The organism is Salipaludibacillus keqinensis, from assembly GCF_003226325.1.
Taxonomy (GTDB): Bacteria; Bacillota; Bacilli; order Bacillales; family Salisediminibacteriaceae; genus Salipaludibacillus; species Salipaludibacillus keqinensis.
In genome coordinates, this window is record NZ_PDOD01000001.1 from 1,112,294 (window position 1) to 1,138,974 (window position 26,681).

Annotated in this window: 24 protein-coding genes; 17 read left to right on the forward strand and 7 right to left on the reverse strand. The window is 39.9% G+C overall.

What is annotated here, in order from left to right:
- Positions 1-311: 311 nt before the first annotated feature.
- Both CR194_RS05645 and CR194_RS05650 read left to right on the forward strand, forming a co-directional pair.
- Positions 312-1,481, forward strand: a complete 1,170-nt coding sequence (locus CR194_RS05645) for a TraB/GumN family protein (RefSeq protein ID WP_110608630.1) — start codon at positions 312-314, stop codon at positions 1,479-1,481.
- 300 nt (positions 1,482-1,781) lie between these two features.
- Entirely contained in the window at positions 1,782-2,138 is a 357-nt protein-coding gene (locus CR194_RS05650; RefSeq protein WP_110608631.1) for a nucleotide excision repair endonuclease, read from the forward strand.
- 342 nt (positions 2,139-2,480) lie between these two features.
- On the opposite strand, the gene guaC is transcribed toward CR194_RS05650, so the two are convergent.
- Complete coding sequence (gene guaC, locus CR194_RS05655; protein ID WP_110608632.1) at positions 2,481-3,464, reverse strand: GMP reductase; 984 nt, start codon at positions 3,462-3,464, stop codon at positions 2,481-2,483.
- 261 nt (positions 3,465-3,725) lie between these two features.
- On the opposite strand from guaC, the gene CR194_RS05660 reads away from it, so the two are divergent.
- The 7 genes from CR194_RS05660 to CR194_RS05690 all read left to right on the forward strand — a co-directional run bounded on the left by CR194_RS05660 (position 3,726) and on the right by CR194_RS05690 (position 10,452).
- Positions 3,726-4,871, forward strand: a complete 1,146-nt coding sequence (locus CR194_RS05660) for a sensor histidine kinase (protein WP_110608633.1) — start codon at positions 3,726-3,728, stop codon at positions 4,869-4,871.
- Positions 4,864-5,499: a response regulator transcription factor gene (locus tag CR194_RS05665; RefSeq protein ID WP_110608991.1), complete on the forward strand. Its 636-nt coding sequence runs from the start codon at positions 4,864-4,866 to the stop codon at positions 5,497-5,499. Before CR194_RS05660 ends, CR194_RS05665 begins: the two co-directional genes overlap by 8 nt.
- Positions 5,500-5,625: 126 nt before the next feature.
- The gene (locus tag CR194_RS05670; protein WP_110608634.1) at positions 5,626-6,558 is read left to right on the forward strand and encodes an ABC transporter ATP-binding protein; all 933 of its coding nucleotides are present in this window, start codon (positions 5,626-5,628) and stop codon (positions 6,556-6,558) included.
- A gap of 11 nt (positions 6,559-6,569) precedes the next feature.
- Positions 6,570-7,853: an ABC transporter permease gene (locus tag CR194_RS05675; protein WP_110608635.1), complete on the forward strand. Its 1,284-nt coding sequence runs from the start codon at positions 6,570-6,572 to the stop codon at positions 7,851-7,853.
- Positions 7,850-8,953 (forward strand): ABC transporter permease, encoded by a 1,104-nt coding sequence (locus CR194_RS05680; RefSeq protein WP_110608636.1) that lies wholly within the window; start codon positions 7,850-7,852, stop codon positions 8,951-8,953. The genes CR194_RS05675 and CR194_RS05680 overlap by 4 nt, the downstream gene beginning before the upstream one ends.
- Positions 8,954-9,125: 172 nt before the next feature.
- Positions 9,126-9,497, forward strand: a complete 372-nt coding sequence (locus CR194_RS05685; protein ID WP_110608637.1) for a hypothetical protein — start codon at positions 9,126-9,128, stop codon at positions 9,495-9,497.
- A 13-nt stretch (positions 9,498-9,510) separates the two neighbouring features.
- A complete protein-coding gene (locus tag CR194_RS05690) occupies positions 9,511-10,452 on the forward strand; it encodes a D-2-hydroxyacid dehydrogenase (RefSeq protein WP_110608638.1) in 942 nt (313 codons plus the stop codon).
- A gap of 88 nt (positions 10,453-10,540) precedes the next feature.
- Here CR194_RS05690 and CR194_RS05695 read toward each other — a convergent pair whose 3' ends face one another.
- Together CR194_RS05695 and CR194_RS05700 are read right to left on the reverse strand one after the other, a co-directional pair.
- Positions 10,541-11,065: an RDD family protein gene (locus CR194_RS05695; protein ID WP_110608639.1), complete on the reverse strand. Its 525-nt coding sequence runs from the start codon at positions 11,063-11,065 to the stop codon at positions 10,541-10,543.
- 182 nt (positions 11,066-11,247) lie between these two features.
- Entirely contained in the window at positions 11,248-12,681 is a 1,434-nt protein-coding gene (locus CR194_RS05700) for a carbon starvation CstA family protein (protein ID WP_110608640.1), read from the reverse strand.
- A 335-nt stretch (positions 12,682-13,016) separates the two neighbouring features.
- Here CR194_RS05700 and CR194_RS05705 point away from each other — a divergent pair, with 335 nt between their 5' ends.
- Entirely contained in the window at positions 13,017-13,706 is a 690-nt protein-coding gene (locus CR194_RS05705) for an SDR family oxidoreductase (RefSeq protein ID WP_110608641.1), read from the forward strand.
- Positions 13,707-13,840: 134 nt separating this feature from the next.
- Complete coding sequence (locus CR194_RS05710; protein ID WP_110608642.1) at positions 13,841-14,569, forward strand: YqcI/YcgG family protein; 729 nt, start codon at positions 13,841-13,843, stop codon at positions 14,567-14,569.
- Positions 14,570-14,627: 58 nt separating this feature from the next.
- On the opposite strand, the gene CR194_RS05715 is transcribed toward CR194_RS05710, so the two are convergent.
- From CR194_RS05715 to CR194_RS05730, 4 genes are all read right to left on the reverse strand, one after another.
- A complete protein-coding gene (locus tag CR194_RS05715; RefSeq protein WP_408640729.1) occupies positions 14,628-15,617 on the reverse strand; it encodes an aldo/keto reductase in 990 nt (329 codons plus the stop codon).
- Positions 15,618-15,854: 237 nt separating this feature from the next.
- Entirely contained in the window at positions 15,855-16,349 is a 495-nt protein-coding gene (locus CR194_RS05720) for a L,D-transpeptidase family protein (RefSeq protein WP_110608644.1), read from the reverse strand.
- Positions 16,350-16,506: 157 nt separating this feature from the next.
- A complete protein-coding gene (locus CR194_RS05725) occupies positions 16,507-16,800 on the reverse strand; it encodes a hypothetical protein (RefSeq protein ID WP_110608645.1) in 294 nt (97 codons plus the stop codon).
- A gap of 87 nt (positions 16,801-16,887) precedes the next feature.
- Positions 16,888-17,544 (reverse strand): LysE family translocator, encoded by a 657-nt coding sequence (locus CR194_RS05730; protein WP_110608646.1) that lies wholly within the window; start codon positions 17,542-17,544, stop codon positions 16,888-16,890.
- Between the two features lie 261 nt (positions 17,545-17,805).
- On the opposite strand from CR194_RS05730, the gene pepF reads away from it, so the two are divergent.
- The 6 genes from pepF to CR194_RS05765 all read left to right on the forward strand — a co-directional run bounded on the left by pepF (position 17,806) and on the right by CR194_RS05765 (position 26,680).
- Positions 17,806-19,614: an oligoendopeptidase F gene (pepF, locus tag CR194_RS05735; RefSeq protein WP_110608647.1), complete on the forward strand. Its 1,809-nt coding sequence runs from the start codon at positions 17,806-17,808 to the stop codon at positions 19,612-19,614.
- Positions 19,615-19,875: 261 nt separating this feature from the next.
- On the forward strand, positions 19,876-22,158 hold the full coding sequence (locus CR194_RS05740) for a UvrD-helicase domain-containing protein (protein WP_110608648.1): 2,283 nt from the start codon (positions 19,876-19,878) through the stop codon (positions 22,156-22,158).
- 40 nt (positions 22,159-22,198) lie between these two features.
- Positions 22,199-23,287: a M42 family metallopeptidase gene (locus CR194_RS05745; protein WP_110608649.1), complete on the forward strand. Its 1,089-nt coding sequence runs from the start codon at positions 22,199-22,201 to the stop codon at positions 23,285-23,287.
- Positions 23,288-23,943: 656 nt separating this feature from the next.
- Positions 23,944-24,801, forward strand: coding sequence for a DegV family protein (locus CR194_RS05750; protein WP_110608650.1), 858 nt, complete (start codon positions 23,944-23,946; stop codon positions 24,799-24,801).
- A 316-nt stretch (positions 24,802-25,117) separates the two neighbouring features.
- Positions 25,118-25,930, forward strand: a complete 813-nt coding sequence (locus tag CR194_RS05760) for a transporter substrate-binding domain-containing protein (RefSeq protein ID WP_110608652.1) — start codon at positions 25,118-25,120, stop codon at positions 25,928-25,930.
- A gap of 69 nt (positions 25,931-25,999) precedes the next feature.
- Positions 26,000-26,680: an amino acid ABC transporter permease gene (locus CR194_RS05765; RefSeq protein ID WP_233254241.1), complete on the forward strand. Its 681-nt coding sequence runs from the start codon at positions 26,000-26,002 to the stop codon at positions 26,678-26,680.
- Position 26,681 lies beyond the last annotated feature (1 nt).

The window sequence follows — 26,681 nt, forward strand, 5'->3', positions numbered from 1 at the left end:
TAATACGATTGTCCAAGGGAATTCTCCTCCATGGCTAGAAAAATTTACAAAAGTTTTACATGGAGAACTTACACTAGGGGACCGTGAATTCGATTTTTAATAGAAAGAATTGTGGAGCAAATGATGTAGTTTTTTTTGATTAAGAGGAATTCAGAGAAGGTTGACGCAGGGCAAGGGATGTTAAGTTCACGAAGTGGGTGATTGACAATGATCGTTTTTCATATAATACTAACAGTTGGACAAGGTTAGCGATATAATGAAGAAGGATAAACGAATATGGTACAAAATTTAACGAACAGATGAGGGTAGTTATGTCAGAACAAAACATTACAAGACTAACGATGGACGGTAAGGAATTAATCCTTATCGGAACAGCTCACGTTTCAAAGCACAGTGCGGAGCAAGTAAAAGAAGTGATCGAAGCTGAAAGACCAGATACAGTTTGTGTAGAACTAGATGAACAACGATATAAAGCAGTCATGGAAGATAGTCAGTGGAAGGACATGGATATTTTCAAAGTCATTAAAGAAAAGAAAGCCTCGTTACTCTTAATGAATTTGCTTATTTCTGCTTTTCAAAAACGAATGGCTAAACAGCTAGGCATCAAGCCAGGGCTTGAGATGATTCAAGGGATTGAGTCGGCCAATGAATTAGGAAGTGAAGTCGTTCTTGCTGATCGGAATATTCAAATTACCTTCGCAAGAATTTGGTCAGGGATCGGCTTATGGGGAAAGGCAAAATTAATCACTTCTACCGTTGCAAGTATTTTCAACAACGAGAAAGTTTCAGAAGAAGAATTAGAACGGATGAAATCCGAAGATATGTTGAACTCTGTTCTTGAAGAGTTCACCAGGTCATTTCCAAAATTAAAGGTCCCTCTTATTGATGAAAGAGACCAATATTTATCTCAGATGATTAAAGATGCACCAGGGAAAAAAATTGTCGCTGTTCTAGGAGCGGCTCATGTTCCTGGTATAAAGGAAGAAATTAAGAAGGATCATGATCTAAAAGCTTTAGAAGAGAGACCACCAAAATCGGTCGTCCCAAAAATATTGGCTTGGTCCATTCCACTAGCAATTATTAGTATCATTGCCTATACGTTGTACGCAAATCCCGCTGCCGGATTGCAGCAAATCATCAGTTGGGTGCTTTGGAACGGCTCTTTTTCAGCTTTAGGTGCGTTGATTGCTTTTGGTCATCCCATGGCTATATTAACAGCTCTAGTGGTAGCACCACTTAGCTCATTAAGTCCGCTTCTAGCTGCCGGTTGGTTTGCAGGAATTGCCCAGACTTATTTCAGGCGCCCAAATGTGAGCGACTTTGAAAGTCTGCAAGATGACGTCTATAACTTCAAAGGCTTTAGAGACAACAAAGTGACGCGCATATTACTTGTCGTTGTTTTAACTAATATCGGGAGCACCATTGGAACGATGATCGGTGGAGCGGAAGTCATCCGCCTGTTTTTACAAAATTTAATGTAATTGAAGGAAAGGCAGTCGATTTGGCTGCTTTTTTTGTGCGGCAGAGGTCACGCATCGGTTCTATGCACAAAAGTAGTGGTCTATGATGAAAAATGGAGAATCTATGCACAAAAATAGTGGGGCTATGCACAAATTTCTTCGTCCTATGCTGAAAATAGAATCATTCTTACGATACATAAAGGTAATCAGAAAATAGTGGAACCTTGTTTGGAAGTTCATCACCTAAAATTCCTGATTGGCATGGGAGAACAATGTGTGATAGGATGCTATAAGAATAATGATAGAGGAAGTGAGCGTACAATGATTAACATCACCATACCAAAGCCGGATCTCACCATTACTAAAAAAGAGAATCCTGAAGGAAGCCACACATACGGATTTACTGAATTTCACCTGATCACAAGAGAAAAAGGCGGCATTTTCATGTTTTATAATGCCGAGGATGAGCTTTTGTTTGTAGGAAAAGCAAGAAAGTTAAGACAACGTATCAAAAAGCATTTTGACGACAATGTATCGGTTATAAAAAACCACCGCAAAGAAGTGACAAAAATTGAGGTATGTATCATCGATGATCCGATGGAACGAGAGATCTACGAAACATACTTGGTCAATACTCTAAAAGCAAAATACAACGTAGACAAAGTATTTTTTAGCTAAATCCAAACAATAAAAGGTTGTCCCATAGTCGTGTAAAATTGGCTTAGATAGGGGGCAGCCTTTTTTAATTATCAAGCTGTGGGTTACATTGATGAAAAAGTGTATAAAACGAGCGATTGGATTAACACCGAACAAAGGAAGAGTTGCAGCTGAACGTCGCTAACATGAGAGATTGGCGACGACCAGAGGAAGAATTGTAGCTGAACGTCGCTAACATGAGAGATTGGCCCCGAACAAAGAGATTCATTACTTTTCACATATGACCTCATGTTTAGAGGGTGCCCCCAAAGTAAGACTCATGGGGACACCCTCAATAAATACTTTATTAGTCGAGACAATCATTTAATAGACTTTGTCTCCATTAAAAATCGAATTCTTCACAATAACATAATCCACGTGTCGGATGGCTTCTAAATTTCTGCCGCCGGCATAAGAAATAGACGATTGAAGATCCTGTTCCATTTCTTGCAGCGTATCTTCTAACGAGCCTTTATGCTCCACATACATTTTTTTACCTTCTACGTTTTTCTTTTCGCCTTTTTGAAATTCGGAAGCAGATCCGAAATATTCTTTAAATAGCTTTCCATCTTTTTCGAACGTTTCTCCAGGTGATTCTTCATGCCCGGCAAACAACGAACCGATCATCACCATCGTAGCACCAAACCGATACGATTTAGCTACATCTCCATGAGTTCGAATCCCGCCGTCAGCAATGACAGGTTTCGATGCGGCTTTTGCGCACCAACGAAGAGCAGCAAGTTGCCAACCTCCAGTACCAAACCCTGTTTTAATCTTTGTAATACACACTTTACCTGGGCCAATTCCCACTTTCGTGGCGTCTGCACCAGCATGTTCTAATTCTCTCACCGCTTCTGGTGTGCCTACATTTCCGGCAATCACAAAACTTTCAGGTAGATGTTCTTTAATAAAGCCAATCATTTCAATCACTTCATTAGAATGACCGTGAGCAATATCAATAGTAATATAATCAGGAGAAAGCTGTTCTTTAGCTAACTGTTGGATGAAAGTGTATTCGTCTTCTTTCACGCCAACGCTGATAGACGTGTATAGGCCCCGTTCATTCATATCCTGAATAAAGGAAAGTCTTTTCTGAGGCTCAAAGCGATGCATAATATAAAAATAATCGTTTTCAGCTAGAAATATGGCTATTTTCTCATCAATAATCGTCTGCATATTTGCAGGAACTACAGGAAGTTTAAATGAGCGTCCACCTAATGTCACAGTCGTATCACATTCTGATCGGCTTTTTACCACACATTTTGCTGGAACTAGTTGAATATCTTCGTAATCAAAGGCATTATCCATTACTTTCACTCCTAAAAACGAATGTTATAGTCGAATTACTTTTTAATTGTTCGTCCATAGGATAATTTACAGGATTATGATGATCTTGTCAAAGGATTTTGTCATTCATGACGATTTAACAAATGTAATTAGATCCTTTAGTAGCTGTAATTATATTCTTTGAATGACTTCGAATTGACTTTTACTTGCTAAAGGGAGTGTTCTTTAGAAAGAGCTTTTGCTATGATGAGAAATAGATAAGTACAGGGATGGGGTCTATAAATGAGATATTTTTGGGTATGGTTTGGATTATTATTCGTGACTTGGATTATAGCGCTTTCCCACGGGACAAATGGTATCCTAGATCACCCCTTTAACATAGCACTAAGTGCCGTATTTTTCACATTATATTTTTTGTTACCTCTTTTTAATAAGAATAAATTTTTACAGATGGTCTTATTAAGTTGCATGAGCGTCGGATTAACGGTGATATTTTGGCCTCACATGGGGGGTGAAGCTAATCCTTACCCTCTCATTTTAACGACGATGATTTTAGGCGAAGCTGTCTATCGGCTGCGTTCCTACCATATCTATGTAGTCGCTTCTCTTCTTCTTGTCGGATTATATCTCCCGGCATTTCTAAATCTACCATCACTCCCTCCAATATTTTTGACACTATATTCGCTTTTTTTAGCCATGATGTCGGTGATATATTACAAGAGTTTTCACCGGGAACGTGAACTTGCTGATCAGCATGAGGCCCTCCTGACAGAGTTTCGTAAACTGAAGCGGGCGGTCTCGGCTGGGGAGAGCATGGCAAGGCGTGAGGAGCGAACGCAAATTGCCCGCGAAATCCATGATTCAGTCGGTCATAAACTCACGGCTCTTCTTATGCAACTTGAGGTTTATCGAATGCAAGCAAATGAAGAAAATGCTTCTGAGATTGCTAGCTTAAAGCAATTGGCGAAGGACAGCCTAGAGGAAACGAGAAGTGCGGTTAAGGCGTTGAAAAAAGATGAAGTGGGAGGATTAGGGGCAATTATCAGGCTTATCCGTAAACTAGAAGCGGAAAGTTTTTTACAAGTTCATTTCTCAGTTAAACATGGTGCCTTATCAGCTCCCCTTCGAAACGATCAATCTATCGCCGTTTATCGAGCGGTCCAAGAGGCATTAACGAATATGATGAGACATAGTGAAACGAAAGATGTGATGATCATGTTTGAGTCACTTGGGGGGACTGTTTTCCGTTTTGAAGTCAGTCATCGCACGACAAAGGACATATCCTTCCGAGAAGGTTTCGGGATCACCTCGATGAGAGAACGAATCGAACAGGCTGGAGGTACATTGAACGTGAGAGTATACGATGGAAGGTTTATTGTAGAAGGAATTCTCCCAGTAGTAGCAAAAGAGGTGAGAAGTGGTGATTGATATTTTATTAGCTGAAGACCAAGGGATGGTGCGTCAAGGCTTGAAAATGATGATTGAAACGGACACCGACATTCGAGTGTTAAAAGAGGCAAAAAACGGCAAAGAAGCAGTGGATTTTTGTGAAACCCATCATTTCGATATGGTGATCTTGGACATTCGCATGCCAATTATGGACGGGTTAACAGCTGCACGAGAAATCCATCGGCTTTGGCCTGACAGGAAAATTCTCATGTTAACTACTTTCAATGATGATGATTATGCCTTGGAGGCTTTAAGAGCCGGAGCTAGTGGATATATGTTAAAAGATGCGGAAGCCGACGAACTGATTCGATCCATTCGAAGCTGTTTAGCAGGGGGGGTAAGTTTACAAGATCATGTAGCCGCGAAAGTACTACCACGCCTTTTAAATCAAGCTCCAGTCAAAGAAGAAGTGGATCCTAGTTTAACGCCTCGTGAAGTCGAGATTATTGTAAGAGTCGGCAATGGACGTAATAATCAGGAAGTTGCGTCGGAGCTATGTCTTTCAGTTGGGACCGTAAAAAATCACATCAGTGTCATCTTAGATAAATTAGCGCTGCGAGACCGGACTCAATTAGCCATTTACGCCATCCGGCATCATCTTGTTTAACAAAGAAATAATATAATATGACTAAAGTCATTTATTAATTGGAAATACGTGACTAGAGACAGTGGAGGCGCTGTCTCTTTCTTTATATAATGAACCAATCAAAGCGATAGACAGGAGGAGTAGCTCATGTTAGAAACAGAAGAATTGCGCAAAGTATATAAAGGGAAAGTTGCTGTGAACGGGGTGAATTTATTTTTGGAGAGAGGGGAATCGGTCGGTCTGTTAGGACCAAATGGGGCAGGGAAATCGACGACCATTTCCATGATCGCTTCACTCGTGTCACCCACTGAGGGAGACGTTCGATTAAATGGAAAAAGCGTCCTGAAAAACCCAAATACGATTCGAGAAGTTCTCGGTATTGTTCCTCAAGAGATTGCGCTGTACCCAGAGTTAACTGCTTATGAGAACTTGAAGTTCTTCGGTCGTATTTATGGATTGAAAGGGAAAAAATTAGAATCTCGCGTGCAAGAAGTTTTGAGTTTACTAGGTTTATCAGATCGGCAAAAGGACATTGTGAATACGTATTCTGGTGGAATGAAGCGCCGAATTAACATTGGCGCGGCTCTTCTTCATAATCCTGAAATCCTCATTATGGATGAGCCAACGGTAGGAATTGACCCCCAATCTCGAAGCTATATTCTCGATATGGTTCGTCAGCTAAACGAAGAAAAAGAGATAACGGTGCTTTATACAAGTCATTACATGGAAGAAGTAGAGCGGTTGTGTGACCGAGTGTATGTAATGGATCACGGCCAAGTGATAGCGTCCGGGACAAAAAATGAATTAAAAAGTATCCTATCTAGCGAAGAAGCCATTTTAATTGAACTGGACCGAGAATACCCTTCCTTAACGAGAGAATTAAAGGGGGATGAAACTATTTTACAGACCCTTGAAACAAACAAGGGGTTGAAATTGATCGTCCCTAAAGGTAGCAGGCTATTAGGGAAGGTCTTTCACATCGCCGAACGACACGAGGCACAAGTTATAAACATTTCCGTCCAAGAGCCAACTTTAGAAGACGTGTTCCTTCATCTAACAGGTCGAAAGCTTCGAGATTAGGGGGATTTGATATGATTCCATTTATCTTAAAAGACTTAAAAATTATGATGCGGGATCGTACCGAGTTGATCGTTCTCCTATTGATGCCCTTTATTTTGATAGGTATTTTAGGGTTCGCTTTAAGGGGGATTTTTGAAGGTGATACTGCTGCTTTACACATGGACGTGGCGATCTTACAAGAAGACCATGAAGAAGAGGGAATTGCTTTATTTATTGAAGAATTGGAAAATAAATCCCTGCCATTTGAGTCCATAGCTTCACTTACAGATGTGGCACGGGAGACCAGTCCAACTCAGCTCCTTTACACGATGCTTGAAGAAGGTGATCTTTCTGAAATGGTTAATGTGAAAGACGTGACAAATATAGATGAAGCAAAAGAGCTCATTCAACGAGAGGAAATTGTCGCCGCTTTAACGATTCCTGATGGGTTTACCTTTGACTCCTTGCAGAAAATGCTTCTTGATGAAGGGGAGGGGAGTGAACTAAGAATTTTGATGAATGAAAGTGGTTCCCTTCATGCGAATATTTTTCACGACATCATCCAGCAGTTTGTAAAAGAGCTAAATTTTGAGTATGCCATAGCTATGGCCTCAGGGAGCGAAGGAACGAATTTAAGCGAAGTAGAAGAAGTTTCTCTTGGTGGAATTGATACGATTTCCACGAGGGAGCCTGTGAGCTCTTTGCAATATTATGCCTTAGGTATAGCAGTCATGTTCATTTTATATGTGAGTTCAACCTTAGCGAGTAAAGCTTTTGTAGAAAAAAAGCAACATGTTTTCCACCGTATATTGTTATCAGGAACGCACCCTATGACTTATTTAAGTGGAAAGTTTGTCTCTGGAACGCTTATCTCCTTTTTGCAACTTGTTATCCTGTTTCTTTTATCAACCTTTGTCTTCCAAGCATTCAACCCTGTGTCTGTAAATTTTTGGCTCGGAATTGCCGGGATTTCTGCCATACTTTCTCTCTGTGTCGGAGGACTGTCGATGCTATTGACGTCCATCTCTGTCCGTTATGATAGTGATGCAGTATCGGCTATATTTTCAGGGGGAGTGGTTTCCCTGTTTGCGTTTGTTGGAGGAAGTTTTTTTCCTACTGAGAATATGCCTGAATTTTTCACATTCCTTGGAAGCTGGACTCCTAATGGAGCGGGGCTTACCGCATATTTGCAATGGTTACAAGGCTATGAAGGAACGACTGTGATACGTTCATTAGTTCGTATTTTGATGATTACCTCGGGGGTCGTATTGCTTAGCATTGTCATCTTTCCAAAAAGGAGGTCGAAACCGTCATGAAATCAGTCTATTTATTACAATGGCAAAGATTCAGAAGGACGCCAGTGATGGTCGTGTCGTTCTTTTTACTAACCGTGTTATTCGTTTTCACACTGGCCGGAGTTGATCGTAACCAACAGCAGACGGTCTCGACCTTCGCTAATGAATCAGCTGATGAAGAAAAGGTAAAGGCCTGGATTGGACAACTAAACGAGGAGGGTGAATATCACTTTATCCTCAAAGGTGAACAAGATGTTCAAAACGAACTACAGGAAGGAAGAGTAAATTTTGCCTTATCCATTGATGACGACAATTTTCAAATGATTGTAGCCACTGATGATCCTAGGCGTGTTTCTTTGGAAGGGCATGTGCATCAAGTTTTCCGAAATGAATTACGGCTACGAGAAGTAGAGGAAGCGTTTGATGATGAGTCTTTTCGCAATGAGGTAGAAGAGGCTAAAGACTCTCCAGTTCTTACAGTGAATACAGAAGCATTAGCTGGAAATGAAGAAGCATTTATTTACGATAATCAATTACAGACGCTGTTTGGAATGACCCTATTCTTTTCAATTTACACAATGATGTTTAGCTTATTGAATGTTGCTGAAGAAAAACGATGGGGGACGTGGGACAGGTTAATCATTTCTCCTCTTCGAAAGTGGCAGTTATACATCGGTCACCTTCTCTATTGTTTTACAATCGGCTATGCTCAAATTCTTGTCGTATTTTTACTTTTTAAATTTGGGTTAGGATTTGATTTAGGTGAGCGCTTTGGCACAATGCTTCTTGTCATTGGCTGTTATGCCTTTGCGATTGTGGCCCTTGGGATGCTTCTCATGGGGCTCGTTAAATCGTCACAACAGCTCCAAGCAGTGATTCCTATTGTAGCGACAGCAATCGCTATGTTAGGTGGAGCATTTTGGCCAGTTGAAATTGTGACGAATGACATTGTCTTGTTTTTTTCACAAGGCATGCCCATTTTCTACGCACTTGAGGCTTTGAAAGGACTGGCAATTTACGATCGAACATTTCAAGAGATCGCCCAGCCTCTCAGTTTTCTACTCCTTTTTGGTGTCGTTTGTATGGGAATTGGAGTTAATCTCATGGAACGAAGAGGATAATATTCACTTTAAAGCGAATGATGGTAAAACATCGTTCGCTTTTGTACCATCTAGCGCTCATATTTGCTAGACTTAAATAAGAGATTGATACAAAAGTATGGTTGTATAGTAGACTCAAAGTTAAATAGTACAAAGAGGGCCCGGAAATTGAATGCATAGGAGTGCTAGAGTGATGTTTGAAAATGACGTAGATTATATGACTTCGGCTTACAAAAAGCTTTATGAAATCGAAACAATCTTAAAAGCTAATATACAATCAAAGCTATATAAAAAGTATGGGATGAACTGGGATCGAGCGTCTGAATTGTCCATGCCATTAGACGAAATGTTTTATTTTGATACAGTTTCGTTTTATTTCAGTAGCCCCATGTTTAATCACACCTTCACGAAAGATGAATTAGACAAGTTGTTTCAATTAAGAGCCGTAAGAAACGAAGTGGCTCATATAAGAACACTGTCAAATGAAGAATACGATTCTCTTGATGAATGTCGGCAAATCGTTTCAAGATTAGAAAAGAAACCTGAAAATACTAGAAACATATAAGGAGAAACCATTCATGGATATCAAGAATATTCTATTCGTTAGTCCAATGTATAAAGACATCCAGTCTATTTTAAATGACAAGAGAGTGAACGAGGAGAAACAATTCCGCTTCAGATCAGAAGAGGATGTTGTTGAGGAAGATTATCTCTGGGCAGATGGATTTGTCTCATTCAAACGACCTGATAATTTTTCATTTGCAAATATGAAATGGGTTCATTCCTTTGGAGCGGGTGTAGACAAAATCCTTCAAGGTGAGCCATGGAAAGAAGATGTGGTGTTAACGAGAACGATCAGTTCCTTCGGTCAGAAGATTAGCGAGTATTGTTTAAGCTACATATTAGGTGACGTACAGAAACACGATACGTACGAGGAGTTAAAGAACGAGAAAGATTGGAATCCACTGGTACCTATTCCCTTACACGAAAAACAAGCAGTTATCTATGGAACAGGAGTGATCGGTCAGGAAGTAGCTAAAACTTTATCCTACTTTGGCGTGAAAGTGTATGGAGTATCCTTGAGTGGGAATAAGAAAGATCATTTTCAAGATGTCTTTTCATCTGAATCGGACTACACTCACATATTGGCAAAAACAGAGTATGTGATCAATACCATGCCGTTAACTGAGAAAACAAAAGAGATGTTTCATTCCACTCTTTTTAGTCATATGAACGAGGCCATGTTTATCAATGTTGGCAGGGGAGAATCGGTTTCAAATCAAGACTTATTAGAAGCATTAACGAAGAAGAACGTTCGCTTTGCCGTGTTGGATGTCTTCCACGAAGAACCGCTTCCGAAAGAAGATCCCTTCTGGGCGCATCCTCAAGTAACCGTCACACCCCACATCTCCGCTGTGACAACACCTAATGAAGGGGTGGATTGTTTTCTAGAAACGTTAGATCGATTGGAGAAGGATCAACCTCTTTTGAACGAAGTGGATTTAAGCAAAGGTTTTTAAACTATAAGCTGATTTAGTATTATTACAATAAAAAGGACAGGACTTGAATGTTTTTAATCTCAAGACCTGTCCTTTTTAAATAGCCAAATTATTTCATCAGGTACGTGTTGCTTAATTTATCATACAGCGCTCTTTTGTCTTTTCCAAAAGAAAAGAAAAATCCAGGGCATAAGAGGATTTTCAATAATTCTCTCTGTACATATTTTATTTTGGAGATTTTTCTTTCATGTTCATCTACAATCGTAATGTCTGTAATCTGCATGCCAATCGTTTGCCGTTTAAACATTGGATATATGTATTGATAAAATAAAAAGACACTTCCTAGCACAACCCAATTGATTAAGTATAAATGGAATTCGTTTTCAAAGATAAATTCTCGTGTTCCCACCGGGTCAGAGATAAACGGGCTGTCAGTAGAAACCATCATCCACAATGTGGAAGCCGCGCCAAACATAAACAACACCATAGCGAGCACCACCAAATCATAAAAGAAGGCAAGCATCCTTATAAATCCACCTGCTCTTCTATCCACACTCACTGCATTCGAAGATGATTCTTCTCTATTAGGTTGAATAATGTAACCCTCCTTTGTTTTATTTGAACGACATTTCATGACTTTATTTTACTTATTTTAACATAAAAAACCTAAATTTAAATGCTCTCATTTAGAAAATTGTGAAATTTCTTCGGAGTCGAAACTCTCTAAAGTTAATAGTAAAAAAGTCGGAAGTGCCTAGAAACTAATAGGATTCTTCCGACTCAAACTAAATCAATTTTGTATTAAAATACTAGAAATTAAGATGCTTTCGAAAAACGATTCTGATCTTTGCTATGAGAAATGATCTTTCGTACGTACCATACGGCGATCACTATGGTGAAAAAGGCTCCTAAAATCATGGACAGGGTGTAATCCATATTAAACCCTTCAGGGGCATAAAAGATATACGTGCAAACGACACCTGTCATAAACATGGCAGGAACACTGCATATCCAGTGGAATTTGTTATTGATAAGCAAGTAAATGGCCCCCGTCCAAAGCATGACAGTGGCGACTAGCTGGTTTGTCCAGCCAACGTAACGCCACAAGAAAGTATAGTCAATGGTAGACAACAAGAAAGCAGGCACAGTGACGATAATTGTAGCAATAATAATGATTCCTTTGCCTTTCGTATGTTTTATGCCTTTCTTTAAAAGAGCAGTGACCATCATTCTAGAGGAACGAATCGCTGTATCCCCAGTTGTAATTGGTAAGATGATCACACCTAGAATGGCTAAAATACCACCAAGCGTACCAAGGAGACTAATGGAAATTTCATTGACAACTCCAGCAGGTCCGCCAGCAGCTAATGCTCCTTGTAGACCGTCCGTGCCCCCAAAGAATGTCATCCCCGCAGCAGCCCAAATTAAAGCGATAATCCCTTCAGCAATCATAGCTCCATAAAACACTTTACGGCCGTCAGACTGTTTTTTCAGTGTCCTAGCAATGATGGGACTTTGCGTACTGTGAAAGCCTGAAATAGCGCCACAGGAGATGGTCACCATCAACAATGGCCAGACAGGCAAATTCTCCGGATGGAGATTGGCGTATGTTAAGTTCGGTACTTGATGTGAGCTGAGTAGCAAGGCAGCCCCAACTGATACAGCCATAAAAATTAATATTGCGCCAAAAATGGGATAAATTTTTCCAATGATTTTGTTCACTGGAAATAGAGCCGCCATCAAGAAATAGCCGAAGATGATGAAGATTGCAGCAATAAAACTAAGTGGTGTCAGTTCTGAAATAAGCTGCGCAGGTCCTGCTGTAAAAGCGGCAGCAACAAGAATCATCAGTAAGATCGAAACAATATTGATAAATGCTTGCATTGGCTTGCCTAAGTATCTACCTACTAGCGATGGATATTGTTCGCCGTTATGTTTCAGGGATAACATTCCTGAGAAATAGTCATGAACGGCTCCCGCAAAAATACACCCGATCACAATCCAGATAAATGCTACTGGGCCATATAGGGCTCCCAAAATAGCACCAAATATCGGACCTAGTCCGGCGATATTTAATAATTGAATTAAACTGCCTTTCCACCAACTCATGGGAACATAGTCCATGCCATCCCCTTTAGCATACGCTGGTGTGGGTTGCTGGTCGTTTATACCGAAAATTCGTTCGACTACTTTCGAATATACGATATACCCGACAATTAGAAGTACTACTGCTAATAAAAAAGTCATCATAATAAGTCACCTCAACGCTGTTCAATTTTTACACGATAGGGAATAGTTTAACTATTTAAAGAAAGAAAGACAACCGTTATTTTCAGAAAACATTATATAGTCTAATTTGTTCGACGATAGAAGGTTGATATGTATATACATATAACGCTTTCACAAATGAATAAAAAATTAATTTAGCCATGCATGATATACATTTCATGGCCGCTTTCAAATGATCTTTTTTAACGATAGTTTGATATAATTAGTGGAGAAAATTGACTTTTAAGAAAATCATCGCTAAATATTTTATAATTGAAGGATATATCTGTCATTTCAATGAAAAGGATGTGGGTTAGATGCTTGAAAACCAAGTGATTGTGATCACAGGAGGAACGCGAGGCATTGGCAAAGGAGTTGTAAATCTTCTCCTTCAAGAAGGGGCAAAAACCATCGTTTTAGCAAAAACAAGAGAATCCATAGGAAATCTTGAACAGAAATTAGGCTCGTCAGGTGATCTAGATTGTTACATATGCGATATTACCTCTATGAACGAAGTTTCCCAAGTTATAAATGAAATCTATGAGACTTATGGACGTATTGATACTTTTATAAATAATGCCGGTGTCGGAGTGTTTAAGCCTGTAGAGGATATGACGGAGGAAGATTGGGACACGCAAATAAACACCAACTTAAAGGGAGCCTTTCTATGCAGCCAAGCAGCTTATAAAATTATGATGAAAGGTAAGGGAGGTCAAATCATTAATATTGCTTCAGACCTTGCTTATCATGGGAGAGAGAAGGCAACTATATATTGCGCAAGTAAATTTGGCCTTTTAGGGTTATCTCAATCGATGAACATAGAAGGGAAAGAATACGGTATACGAGTGACGACCGTGTCTCCAGGACTTGTTCAAACAGATTTTGGCGGTGTTTCAGCTGCCAAAAAAACATCGGGATTAACCATTGAAACAGTAGCCAAACAAATTCTTTCAGTGATCAAAACGGGAAGAGATGCTGCGGAAGTGGAAGTAATCATTCGACCATAGAAGGGGATCATCAAGTTAGCAAATCTGAAAAGATAGTCCTCAACCTAAAGAACTTGGATACTCCTGTTTAATTGTAAGAACCAATGGGAATATGTGAATTGAATACAAACGTTAAAAGAACACAGGAGGTTCATATGAAAACGACATACTCACGTCTGTTGACACAAACAGATATTCAACAAGCGGGTCATCATCCCGATTGGTTTCATAAAGAATACGCTACGTTTCATGATATCGTTACTCGGAAAGACTTCCCGTGCTATTTCGGACAGACGGGAGAAAATAAAGGAGAGCTCCGCTATTCCTATATTAGTCAACAAGATTGGTCCTCACTTCCAGATACGTTAAGTGATTTCTTAAGCTTGTTTAACAAACCGAAATTGACAAGACACGGCTTGTTTGTTTTTGTTGAACCGGAAAAAGAAGAAAAAAGTATTGAATATTACCGCGACTATTTCTGGGACATCTTGCAATATCTTCATCGTCAAGATCAAACGGCATGGCCGAGTGATCAACCAAAAGATCCGGAGCACTATTTGTGGGATTTTCATTTTCAAAAAGAGCCAATCTTTGTATTTGGTAACGCTCCGGCATACAAGCAAAGAAAGACCCGTGATTTAGGTAACAGCCTTGTGCTAGGGTTTCAGCCCCGCCGAATATTTAAAGGATTAGAAGGAACTGAGAAGGGTGGCGTGATGTCGAGAGAGAAAGTAAGAGAGAGGGTAGAAGTGTGGGATAACTTGCCTAAACACCCAGACATTAGTCATTACGGAGATCCGACTCATAATGAATGGAAGCAATTTTTCATCGGTGACGACGCAGAGCCGATCATAGGAAAGTGCCCATTCCATGTGGAAAAGTAATCTATTAACATGAAAAAGTGCCTCTCCCCAGCCGAGATGGTTGGAGAGCAGGCACTTTTTAGAATCTAGCTACTTTTCTTGAGGCTTGTTCGATGGCATCCATATCTTCATCCGACAGGATAAATTGCAGCGCACCAATGTTTTCTTTCGCATGGTGTTTTTTTGAGGCACCGGGAATGGCTACAACAGTATTTCCATGATAATGAATTAGCCAGTTCAAAGCAATTTGCGTTTCACTCACGCCATATTTTTCAGCCATTTGTTCAAGCAATTCAACAAGGGGTTTTGTTTTCCTTAGCCCTGAAGGTTTAAAGAGACTGCTATATTTTCTTGGACCGCTAATATTTGAGATTAACTCTGGATTCTTGTGGAATTTCCCTGAAAGAATCCCTTGCTCCAATGGAGAATAAGCAATAATTGTAATCCCTAACTCTTTAGCAGCGTCCAACACACCATTTTTTTCAATTCTACGATCAAGTAGACTATATTTTACTTGGTTTGAAGCAAGGAAGTAGCCTTCATCTTGAAGGACCTGCTGTGCTTCTCGCATTTTGTATTCATTGAAATTACTGACGCCCACATGTCTAACCTTGTTATTTCGAATGAGTTCAGCCATTGCTTTCATTTGAGCTTTTACACTGGATAGTGAGAAGGGCTGGTGAACTTGATATAAATCTATCGTTCGTCCATTTAGTGCTTCTATTCGCTTATCTATTGTACTAGTGATCGAGTAACTCCCACGCATGAGTGGCCACCATTTGTCGGCAATTAACGCCTGGTCCTCAGGAACATTCAGGTTCGTTAACGCTTCACCTAAAGCCTGCTCAGATTGTCCTTTACCGTAGACCTCTGCTGTATCAAACCAGTTTATCCCGCCCTCAAGGCTCATTTTAACAATGTCATTAATATCTTCCTGTGGCATGTCTGGCCAAAAACGTCCGACGAATCCTTGTCCTTTGCTAAATTGCCAGCAACCTAAACCTAAAGCAGAAATTTTCATTTTAGATTTACCTAATCTCCGCTGTGCCACTTTTGTTTTTGTACTCATCATAGCCTCTCCTTAGTTACTAAATTGAAATGGTTCAATAGGAACATCGTATACTTTTATAAGATATATTATTATTATAACGTAGACTAGACTCATCGTGCTTGGATGGACACTTCAATCCATGAAAATTACAAAAGGGAAGTTAATATAAATTGGTATACATATGAAAATTAGCTTGAATAAGGCTCATTTGACTTAGGGGAGGATCTGGACCAGCTTCCTTTAAATCTTCAATTTTTACGGTCGAATCGACACAGGCGTACCGATCGGGATTATACTCGCTAACTCTTCTACATCCTGGTTGTACATACGAATGCAGCCTCTTGAAACGGCCTGGCCGATGGAGCTGGGATCATTCGTGCCATGTATACCATAATATTGTTTCGATAAGCTCATCCACATGGTTCCAAAAGGACCTCCGGGATTCGGGGCTTTGTTGATTACGATAAAATCCCCAATTGGTGTCTCGTTCAGGATTCTTCCCACGGCAATCGGGTATTGTTTTTGTAATTGGCCATCTCTAAATAGTCTTAGCCAACGATTGCTTACAGACACTTCAAGTTGATAGGGGAGCGTTTCTATAGGGGGGAAACCTGGAATAACAATCGATTGTCCCGGGTAAATCACATTCGGATTGATTGTAGGGTTAGCCATAATGATGTCGGTTATAGGTGTACGATAATCGATGGATATTTGCGTCAATGTTTCCCCTGGTTTCACTGTATGAATCACTTCGAGCACCTCCGAGTGTTAGTTCTTTATAAAATGTATGCAACAGATACTCGAATGACGATAAATATTTGGAGGCGTTTTAGATACTAGGGATGTATATGATATTTATCGAAAAAAGTCTGACTAACAGTACCGGGGTGCCCCGGAGACAAATTCCTTAACTTAAAAAATACGTGTCTCCAGTTTCTGTGATTTCAATTGTAGCGTAACTTTCAAACGTAGAGGCATTTGTGATTTCATGTTTAACAGGTTTTGCGAAGCTTTCCATGTAACGCTGATACAGTTCTGGTTGTTTAATAAGATGATAAGAATAAACATTCAAACCGTCTCGTTCCTCTATATTTTGAAGAGAAAACCTCTCTTGAAATTGGTCTTCAAACCAAGCTCTAGCTTGCTCATGGTTTTCGAACTCCGGCATCTGCTCGCTTATAGTCGATACGTCTAGATTCATTTCTATCCACTCCTTTGCCTTTTGACCGTAGTATGTGCTGGAATGATTGAAGACATCCAAAAATACACGAGTGGTATTCGGCAGCAATCAGCTCATAAGTTCTTTCAGTTGCATCGTCGCTTTCAATGCGAAATATAAGCCACATCCAAGTAACACAGCACTTGCGACGATACAGATCCCTTTTAGTATGAACGGGTTCAACATCTTTTTTCCGAAAAAAACAGACAGAGCCAAGTTTAAATTCCATAACCCAATCCCAATAAAAACGGCACTATTAATATAAAAAGCTTGAAGAACATTCTCATTACGAAAAGACTCACTTAACACTGAGCCGTAAATGCCAAGCCAAAAAAGCAGATTTAACGGATTAAAAGCAGCAATCGTTGCTCCAGTTAGATAAGATCCGAGTAAATCTTTCTTCTCATCAAGATCGCGCAAGTCTTCTGTTGAAAGGTGTAACGTATCACCTTTAGGCTTCAGACCTTGAAATCCGGTGTAGGTCAACACGAACGCGCCAAACGTTAATAACACCAATTGCACACTACTTAATGTCAAAAAACTTGATAACCCTTGGTACATAAGAAACATAATGAGTAGGTCCGCACTCATTCCACCAGCACCAACTAGGAGCGACGGCCAAAAACCTTGATTGATTCCTCTACGGATAATTTCAACATTTATCGGTCCAATAGGAGCCGCAATCGATAAGCCTAATACAATTTGTCTTATTAATAGTAAGAACATTTCTCTCCCCCTTGTGAAAGCTTGTCTCTAAATTAAATGAATCCAATAAGACAATTAGAAGTAATAAGATAACCAACTGCTATCTTAAAGAGGAATGAAAACAGGAATATATCAAAAAAATCACGTTTAACCATTTCAATATTCTGATTTTTTCGATATAATGACATTGTATATTTCGGTTAACGAAACATTGTTGTCGACAGAAGCACCTGTGCACGGAAAGAATAATTAAGCTCGTAAATAAGAAAGGGGAATGAGTTTATGACGAAAGAATATAAAGAAACACTACAACGATCTGAGGTACCGGTTGAACACACTTGGAATCTAAACGACTTATTTGAAACGGAGGATGAGTGGGAGAAAGAATTACAGTCCGTTCAAAATGATCTGAGCACAGTGACAAAGTACAAAGGTAAGTTGACAGAAAGTGCGTCGACATTATTAGCCTGCCTAATTGCAAAAGATGCCTTAAGTGAACGTGTCATGCGAGTTGCGACGTTTGCTTCTTTACGGAATTCAGAGGACGGCACCGACCCAACAAACCAAGCCAATGCCGCTCGTGTGAGTTCGATGTTATCTACATTCAGTGCCAGTACAGCATTTATTGAAGCTGAAATTCTTCAATTAACAGTAGAAGAGGCAGAAGGATACATAAATGAAGAACCGAAATTGAAAGAATTCCATAAGACAATCATGGATCTATTAGAAACAAAACCACATAAACTTTCATATGATGCGGAAGAAGTGTTAGCTGAATTCGGAGAGGTTCTTGATGCACCATTCATGATTTACGAACGGAGCAAAACGTCGGATATGACGTTCCCTTCTTTTAAAACAGAGGACGGAAAAGAATATCCCCTGACGTTCAATTCCTTTCCAACATACGAAGGATCACCAGACACTGAATTACGTCGCAAAGCTTATGAAGTGTTTACGAACACCCTGCATCAATATAAAAATACTTACGCCGCGACCTATGCAACAGAAGTTAAAAAACAAGTTGTTGAAGCCCGTCTTCGAAATTATGAGTCAGCGACGGATATGTTGTTACAAGACCAGCAAGTAACAAAAGAGATGTACCATAACCAGTTGGATACCATTCTGACTGAATTGGCTCCACACATGAGAAGATACGCGAAGTTAAAGCAACGGATGCTTGGTTTGGAAACGATGTATTATTGCGATTTAAAAGCACCGTTAGATCCAGATTTCGATCCGGAAACGACGTATGAAGAATCCACGAAACTTATATTAGAATCGTTGGAAGTTATGGGTACGGAATACATGGAAATTATGAAAGAAGGCGTAGAAAATCGTTGGGTGGATTTAGCAGATAACATCGGAAAAAGGTCAGGGGCATTTTGCTCAAGTCCATATGGCGTTCATCCGTATATTCTGTTGACGTGGGACGACTCCATGAGAAACGCCTTTACGCTAGCTCATGAATTAGGACATGCAGGACACTTTCGTTTATCCGGCCGGTATCAGCGAATTTCAAATACTCGTCCGTCGAGGTACTTTATAGAAGCGCCATCAACGATGAATGAAATGTTATTAAGTCAGCATATTATCGCCCAATCAAACGATGAACGGATGCGACGTTGGGTGATTCTCCAGTCATTAGGGACTTACTACCATAACTTTGTAACGCACATTCTCGAAGGGGAGTTGCAACGACGGGTGTACGACTTGGCAGACAAAGGGACTCCGATTACAGCAAAGCTCCTCTCAGAGCAAAAACAAGACTTACTATCATCATTCTGGGGAGATGCTGTAGAAATTGACGAAGGTGCAGGACTGACTTGGATGCGTCAACCACACTATTATATGGGACTATACCCGTATACTTATTCTGCAGGGTTAACGGCTTCCACGGCGGCAGCACAAATGATTCAAGAAGAAGGTCAGCCGGCTGTAGATCGTTGGTTAACAGCCTTAAAAGCTGGAGGGACTTTGAAGCCGCTGGAATTAATGAAACTAGCAGGAGTGGATATGTCTACACCTGAGCCAATCCAAAAAGCTGTCGATTACGTTGGTCATTTAGTCGATGAACTAGAGAAAAGTTACTAGAACGTGGATAAGACTTGTATCCTGCTCTTAGGAGTTAGGGTGCAAGTTTTTATTAAATCGGGTCTTTGTTTTAAATCGACTTGTTAAAAACAATGGAGGGTTCAATGCGTAATCCTTTTTATCAGGCTAAGCTCATATATGTGTTAAAATAATTTCTTATCGTTCATTCATTTAGGGAGTGTTTCCATTTTGAGTCTACTAGACTCAGACTGTGCGAATGAATACGATCCTAGAAATTTAGATGATAGTCGGTGATAATATATGAGTAATAAAACTAGTTTTACTCCATTCCCTCATGGAGCAGCGCAACATGAGCTAGATCCAGCTGAACCTGCATCGTTTGAAACCAGTGTTGAACTCGTATCAAACAACGATTTTGATGCTTTTTATTTTAGAGCTCTCGAAGCAGCCGGGACCTACCTTAATAGACCGCAAATTGAAGCGGTGCGTCACCTAGAGGGACCCGCGCTCGTTTTAGCAGGAGCAGGAAGCGGCAAGACACGAGTACTAACCTCAAGAGCAGCTTATTTAATTTCTGTGCAAAAAGTGAATCCTAAAAATATTCTCCTCGTAACCTTTACAAAAAAAGCAGCAGAAGAGATAAAAGAGCGAATGATCTCTTTCCCGGGACTCTCTCGCCAACTAGTTTATGATCTGACCACGGGAACTTTCCACTCTATTTTTTACCGGCTCTTGAAAAGCCAAGGGTTTCATCAGAAAGTGTTAAACAGTGACAAACAAAAGCAAATCGCTGTGAAAATGATCTTGAAGCGGCGAGGTTTGCAGGATGCTTATGAACCTGAAACGTTGCTTTCGATCTTATCTTCCTTCAAAAATAATATGAAGACAGTGGAAGATATGCCGTCCATACGCCCTGTTGAAAAAGAAGTCAAAGCCATCCTAAAAGACTATGAATCGTGGAAACAAAGCTATGACTATCTTGATTTTGACGATATGTTGTTAGAAGCCTACTTCTTGTTAAGAAAAAACACCAAATTGCTTACTTCGATGAAACAAAGATTTCCTTTTATTTTATGTGATGAGTGGCAAGATACGAATCCGATTCAGTATGAATTAATGAAAATGATCGCCAAACCGTCTAACCATTTGTTCGTCGTTGGCGATGATGATCAGACCATTTTTAGTTTTAACGGGGCAGATAGTTCCATTATCTTGAACTTTGCTCGCGACTTCTTGAACGCAAAAACAATCACTTTAGACGTAAACTACCGATCTACAGCAAATATTGTCACGCTGGCAAATCAGGTGATTAAACATAATCAAAAAAGGCATGAGAAAACATTGAAAGCAAATAAACATGCTGATCAAAAGCCTGTTTATTTACGTCCTGATACGACGGATGAAGAAGCGAGCTTGATCATTGAGCAGGTGATTAAAGACGTAGAATCCGGAAAGTGGAAGTACAAGGATATGGCGATTTTACATCGTACGGCAACGAGCAGTCGTGCGATGTTTGATCAACTCGTCTTGAAAGACATTCCATTCGTCACGTTTACGAGAGGCGAAACATTTTATGAACAGGGTATTGTTAAACCGGTTCTTGATTACTTAAGGTTATCGATGAATCCACAAAATGTAGCAGCCATTTCAAGTATACTCCCAAGTTTTTACCTGAGTAGGGATAAAACGATGCAGTTTATCGAAACGCAAGAGCTCATAAATCCTGAAGGTCAGCCATTAAACCAACTGTTAAATCTCCCTAGACTTAAAGATTTCCAACGAAAGCAAATCAGTAAGCGACTAGCAATCGTGAGGCGACTTCATTCCATGACTCCAATGTCAGCAATCAAAGAAATACGAAAGTTTTACGACAAGTATTTAGAAGCGGATGATCGAAAAACGATAACGATCGATAAAGAAATGATAACCGAAACGTTAGCAGAGTTAGAGGCATCATCGAAAAAATTCGATACGGTAAAATCATATCTTCAATTTGTTGATGACATTATTGATAAAAATAATCAAATGGCTCGTCGTAAGAAGGATTCAGATGCTGACGTCGTTACATTAATGACTATTCATCGATCCAAAGGGTTAGAGTATCCAGTCATTTATTGGATAGGCGCTTCAGAAACCATTTTGCCCCATAGTTCCTCTCTTGAAGCTGATCAGAGAAAAGACTTGCTCTTGCCTGGAGAAGGTAGACAAAAAGTAGACTTTGCACTCGAAGAGGAACGGCGACTCGCGTATGTCGCGATTACGAGGGCGCAGCAGGAACTGTTTATTAGTTCACCCTCCATGTACAGAGGGAAACCCGTAGCTATTTCTAGATTTTTAATGAAAGCCTATGGAACCACAACTGTTAGGCCTAAACAGGGAGTTCAAGTTCAGCAGGGCAGAAAATCAAAGCCTCAGCGTGATGCCAAAATGGTTAAAGGACTTGTTTGGGAATGTACAAGCTCTGTATGTTTTGTGTGGAAAAGAAAGGATGCTAATGAAAAAACAGAAGATCAACGAAAAAAATGTCCTTTATGTAAAAGTGATATGGTTCTAACAGAACGGGAAATCAAAACGTACACATGATGAACAAATACATTTTTAGCGCTGAAAGGGGCAAAAAAACATGAATAAACAAACATTTATAGAACAATTGCGTGATTTAGCTTCAATTCAAGGAACGCCTGGACAAGAAATGAGCGTAGTGAAATCGTTAGTGGAATTATTTACACCGGTTGCTGATGAGGTGGAAGTGGACCATATGGGGAATATTTATGCGTACATTCACGGGGATCATCCCGGTCCTAAAATGATGGTTTCAGCTCATTCTGATGAAATTGGCTGTGTTGTCCGTGACATTGACGATCAAGGGTTTATCAGAATTGAACGAACTGGCGGCGTGATTGAATCTCTGCTCATTGGCCGTAAAGTAAATGTTAACGGTCATTTCGGGGTCATCGGAGTGAAAGCGGGACACCTTCAAACGCCAGAAGAAAGAAAAACAATCCCTTCCATGAGTGAATTATACGTGGACGTGGGTGCCTCGTCTAAAGAAGAAGTCTATAGGATGGGCATACAAATAGGGGACTCGATCTCTTATATTAGTGAGCTTGAGTCATTTACCAATCCAGATTTAATTTGTGGGAAATCGATAGATAATCGATCTTGTTGTGTGGTTCTTTTAGAGCTTTTTAAAGAGCTCTACACCCAGAGAGATTTTTCAGGGACACTAGTAGGTGTCATCGCGGTTCAAGAAGAGGTTGGACTCCGTGGTGCAAAAGTAGCTACCTACAAAGTAAACCCAGACTTCGCGTTGGTGTTAGATACGATCCCTTGTGCTGATACACCAGATAGTATGAACAGCGGTTATCCTGTGGGAATTGGCAAAGGGCCTGTATTTCCTGCTTTGGCGGGAGGCTCAGTCCGAGGTAATATTATGTCACCTCAAGTGAAAAACTTGCTTCTTCGTTATGCGGACGAACTAAATATTCCGTATCAATTAGCGGTTATGACAGGTGCCACTACAGATTTAGCCGCGGTTCATTTGGAACGTGAAGGAGTTCTTGCTGGAGCGATTACGTTTGCGAGACGTTATTCCCACTCCCCTGTAGAAGTTGCCCATGTGGAAGATTTCAAATTAGGCTATGAACTATTAAAGAAGATCATTACTGACTCCGAAAACTGGGGAGAATTAGATTTTATTTCGTTAGGGTAAAATTAATTAAACTCTAAATGGGAGGAATAGGATTTGGAACTAGTCTTAGCAAGCTTAGGCGTGCTTTCTGCAGCTGGATTCCTTTATTATTTAGGCAAATCTGGCTAGGGCTGGGGCGGTAAAAAGGAAGATCAATAGTGGATACTTTATTAGAAACTCTAGATGGATGTCTAGAGTTTTTATTATTGTGTGGGAAACGCATCATGTTCGTCGTTAAACTCCCATGTTGAAGACTAACAGACTACGATCACTGTGTGAACGTTGCTAAACTCTCAAATTAGAGACGAACAGACTACGATCACTGGGTGAACGTCGCTAAACTCTCAAGTTGGAGACGAACAGACTACGATCTCTGTGAGAACGTCGCTAAACTCCCAAGTTGGAGACGAACAGACTACGATCTCTGTGTGAACGTCTCTAAACTCTCAAGTTGGAGACGAACAGACTACGATCACTGTGTGAACGTCGTTAAACTCCGATGTTGGACTTTTCTATCTATTGGATCATTTTCAACCCTAATCTAAATGATTATTAAACTAAGAATCTGTCTTGCCCCAATCAAAATAATTTAGTACCTGATATTAACACTTGGTATTGTCCCATATTCGAAGTATACTTAAATGAAACAAACGATTCTAAAAACGAGGGGGATTTAAATGAGCGAGAAAAAAATAGCATTTGTCACAGACAGTACAGCCTTTTTACCGAAAGAATTAAAGGAGCACCCCGATGTTTATGTAGCACCGATCGTAGTGATTTCTGATGAAAAAGAATACGAGGACGGGGTAGATTTATCTTCAAATCAATTATATGAAATGATCCGTAATAATAAGAAAGTACCTAAAACCTCTCAACCATCAATAGGAAAATTTGAAGATTTATACGAGAAATTGAAGCAAGATTATGATGCAGCTATTTCTATTCATGTTTCAAACAAATTAAGCGGGACAATTTCTAGTTCAACCGCCGGCAAGGACCAAGCAGGCTTTGATGTTGAAATTGTTGATTCTTATTCCCTGTCATTTGCGATGACGAAGCTAATAACTAAAGCAATCACCCTTGCTGAAGCAGGAAGAGACGTAAAGGATATTGCTCATGAACTAAGAGAAGAAGTAGGAAGGTCCCGTAATTACATTTTATTAGGGAACTTGGAGCAGCTCTATAAAGGAGGAAGAATGTCCGGTGCGCAATTTCTATTAGGGAACGTACTGAAAATCAAGCCGATTCTTTCTATTAATGCCGAAGGGGAATTAGGATTACTTGAGCGTGTTCGTTCTGAGAAAAAAGCGACGAATAGAATGATCGAATTACTGAAGCAGTCTTACGACGAGGAAAGTGTAAAACAAGTAGCGATCATGCACGGAAATGTACTAGAAAAAGCCAGGGAACTAGAAAAAAGCATAAAAGAGCAAATTCCTGATCTAGATATTATAGTTGGTGAAATCAGTTCTTCCATTGCCGTCCATGCGGGTGAAGGAACTGTAGCGTTGTTCTGGAATGTGGAGAAGGAGTAATTAGGAAACAACTGAGTAAATCTATTAAACTTATGTGACTTGTAAGATTATGCCACATGATGTTTAGTAGGTTTATTTTTTTTGATTTTCAAGTCTCTGTAACCATTTATAAACAGCACAAATTGGAAACAGAAAATTAATATTTTCCAGATTATGTAGTTTTCTATAAGTAATAATGGTACTATTTACTTGTAAAATACGGACAATTCTGACAATTGAAACATTATCATCATAATAATAGGTAGATCCTGTTAAGTAGACAACGCTTTTCATAGTAATCACTCCGCAGGGAGAAAAAATAAAAGGGGGATAAAACATGAACTACAGTCTGAAAAAGTGGTCACTTGTAACTGGTGTATTAGGCATGGTGTTCTTAGCAGGATGTGGTGATAATAACGATGAGATTGGAGGTGGAAATGAAAACGAGGGAAATGATGATCTAACGTTGGATGGAGAAACATTTGTTTATGCTTTATCAGGTGAGTACCGACCGTTTAGTTACGTAGATGAAAACGGGGAATTAACCGGGTTTGACGTAGATATTGGTATGGCGATCGCAGAAGAACTAGGTTACGAGGGAGAACCTTATCGCATCTCATTTTCTGGAATTATACCAGGTCTTCAAGATGACCGGTATGATGCGATTATTGGAAGTATGGGCATTACCGAGGAAAGACAAGAAACGGTTGATTTTTCAGACCCTTATTACATTTCTGGTGCTCAAGTGTATGTCAGGCCAGATAGCGATATTGCTTCAATTGACGATATTACAGAAGACGTCAATGTGGCAGTAGCTTTGGCTACAACTTACGAAGCTATGATTGAGGATTATACGACAGACGTTTCCACCTATGACTCAGATGTTGTTGCTTTACAATCTTTAGATCAAGGGCGTCATGATGCCGTTGTTACTGATCGGCTAATTGGACTTATTAACTTGGAAGAGCAAGACCTTGATATAGTCATGGCAGGAGAGTTGGTTGACGTTGAGCATGTAGGTATTGCAGTGAAAAAAGGAAATGAAGAGTTGCTTGAGGCTATAAATGAAGCTTTACAAACAATAAAAGATAATGGTACCTATTTAGAAATTAGTGAACATTATTTTGATGAAGATATAAGTCAGGAATAATCCATTAAAGCTGGCTCACATGTGATGTAATTGATTGTACATGTGAGTCACTATTTGAGGTGAAGTAAAATGATTGTGGGCAGCGTTTTCGATTTTGGCACATTTATCAGTGAGTTGATGAGAACGTACCCTTTTTTCATAAAGGCTGCGATTATTACGATTCAGCTAACTATAGCTTCCATTCTCATTGGAACAGTCATCGGAATTATTTTTGCATTACTTAAATTATCGCCTGTTCGTTTATTTAGGATGATCGCTAATGGGTATATTACCATCATTCGGGGGACCCCTTTGATTGTCCAAATATTTGCGTTGTTTTATGGGTTCTCACAAATCATTATGCTTTCTGCCTTTTGGTCGGCGGCTCTTGCGTTAGCAGTTCATAATTCAGCTTATATTGCTGAAATTTTCCGAGGAGCGATTCAGTCAATTGATAAAGGACAGACGGAAGCAGGTAGGTCTCTAGGCATGTCTGAAGGAGTGACCATGCGGCGAATTATCATGCCTCAAGCGTTGCGACGAGCGGTACCTCCGCTAGGAAATCAATTTATTATCGGCTTAAAAGATTCCTCGCTGGCAGCCTTCGTGGCAGTGGACGAGCTCTTTCGAACAGCACAAGGGATTGCCGCAGGAACGCTAAATACAATGGAAACATACATCATTGTTGCGTTATACTACTTATTGTTAGTCATGGTGTTTACAGTCATTGTAAACGAAGTGGAAAAACGTATGGCGAAGAGTGAGAAATAGG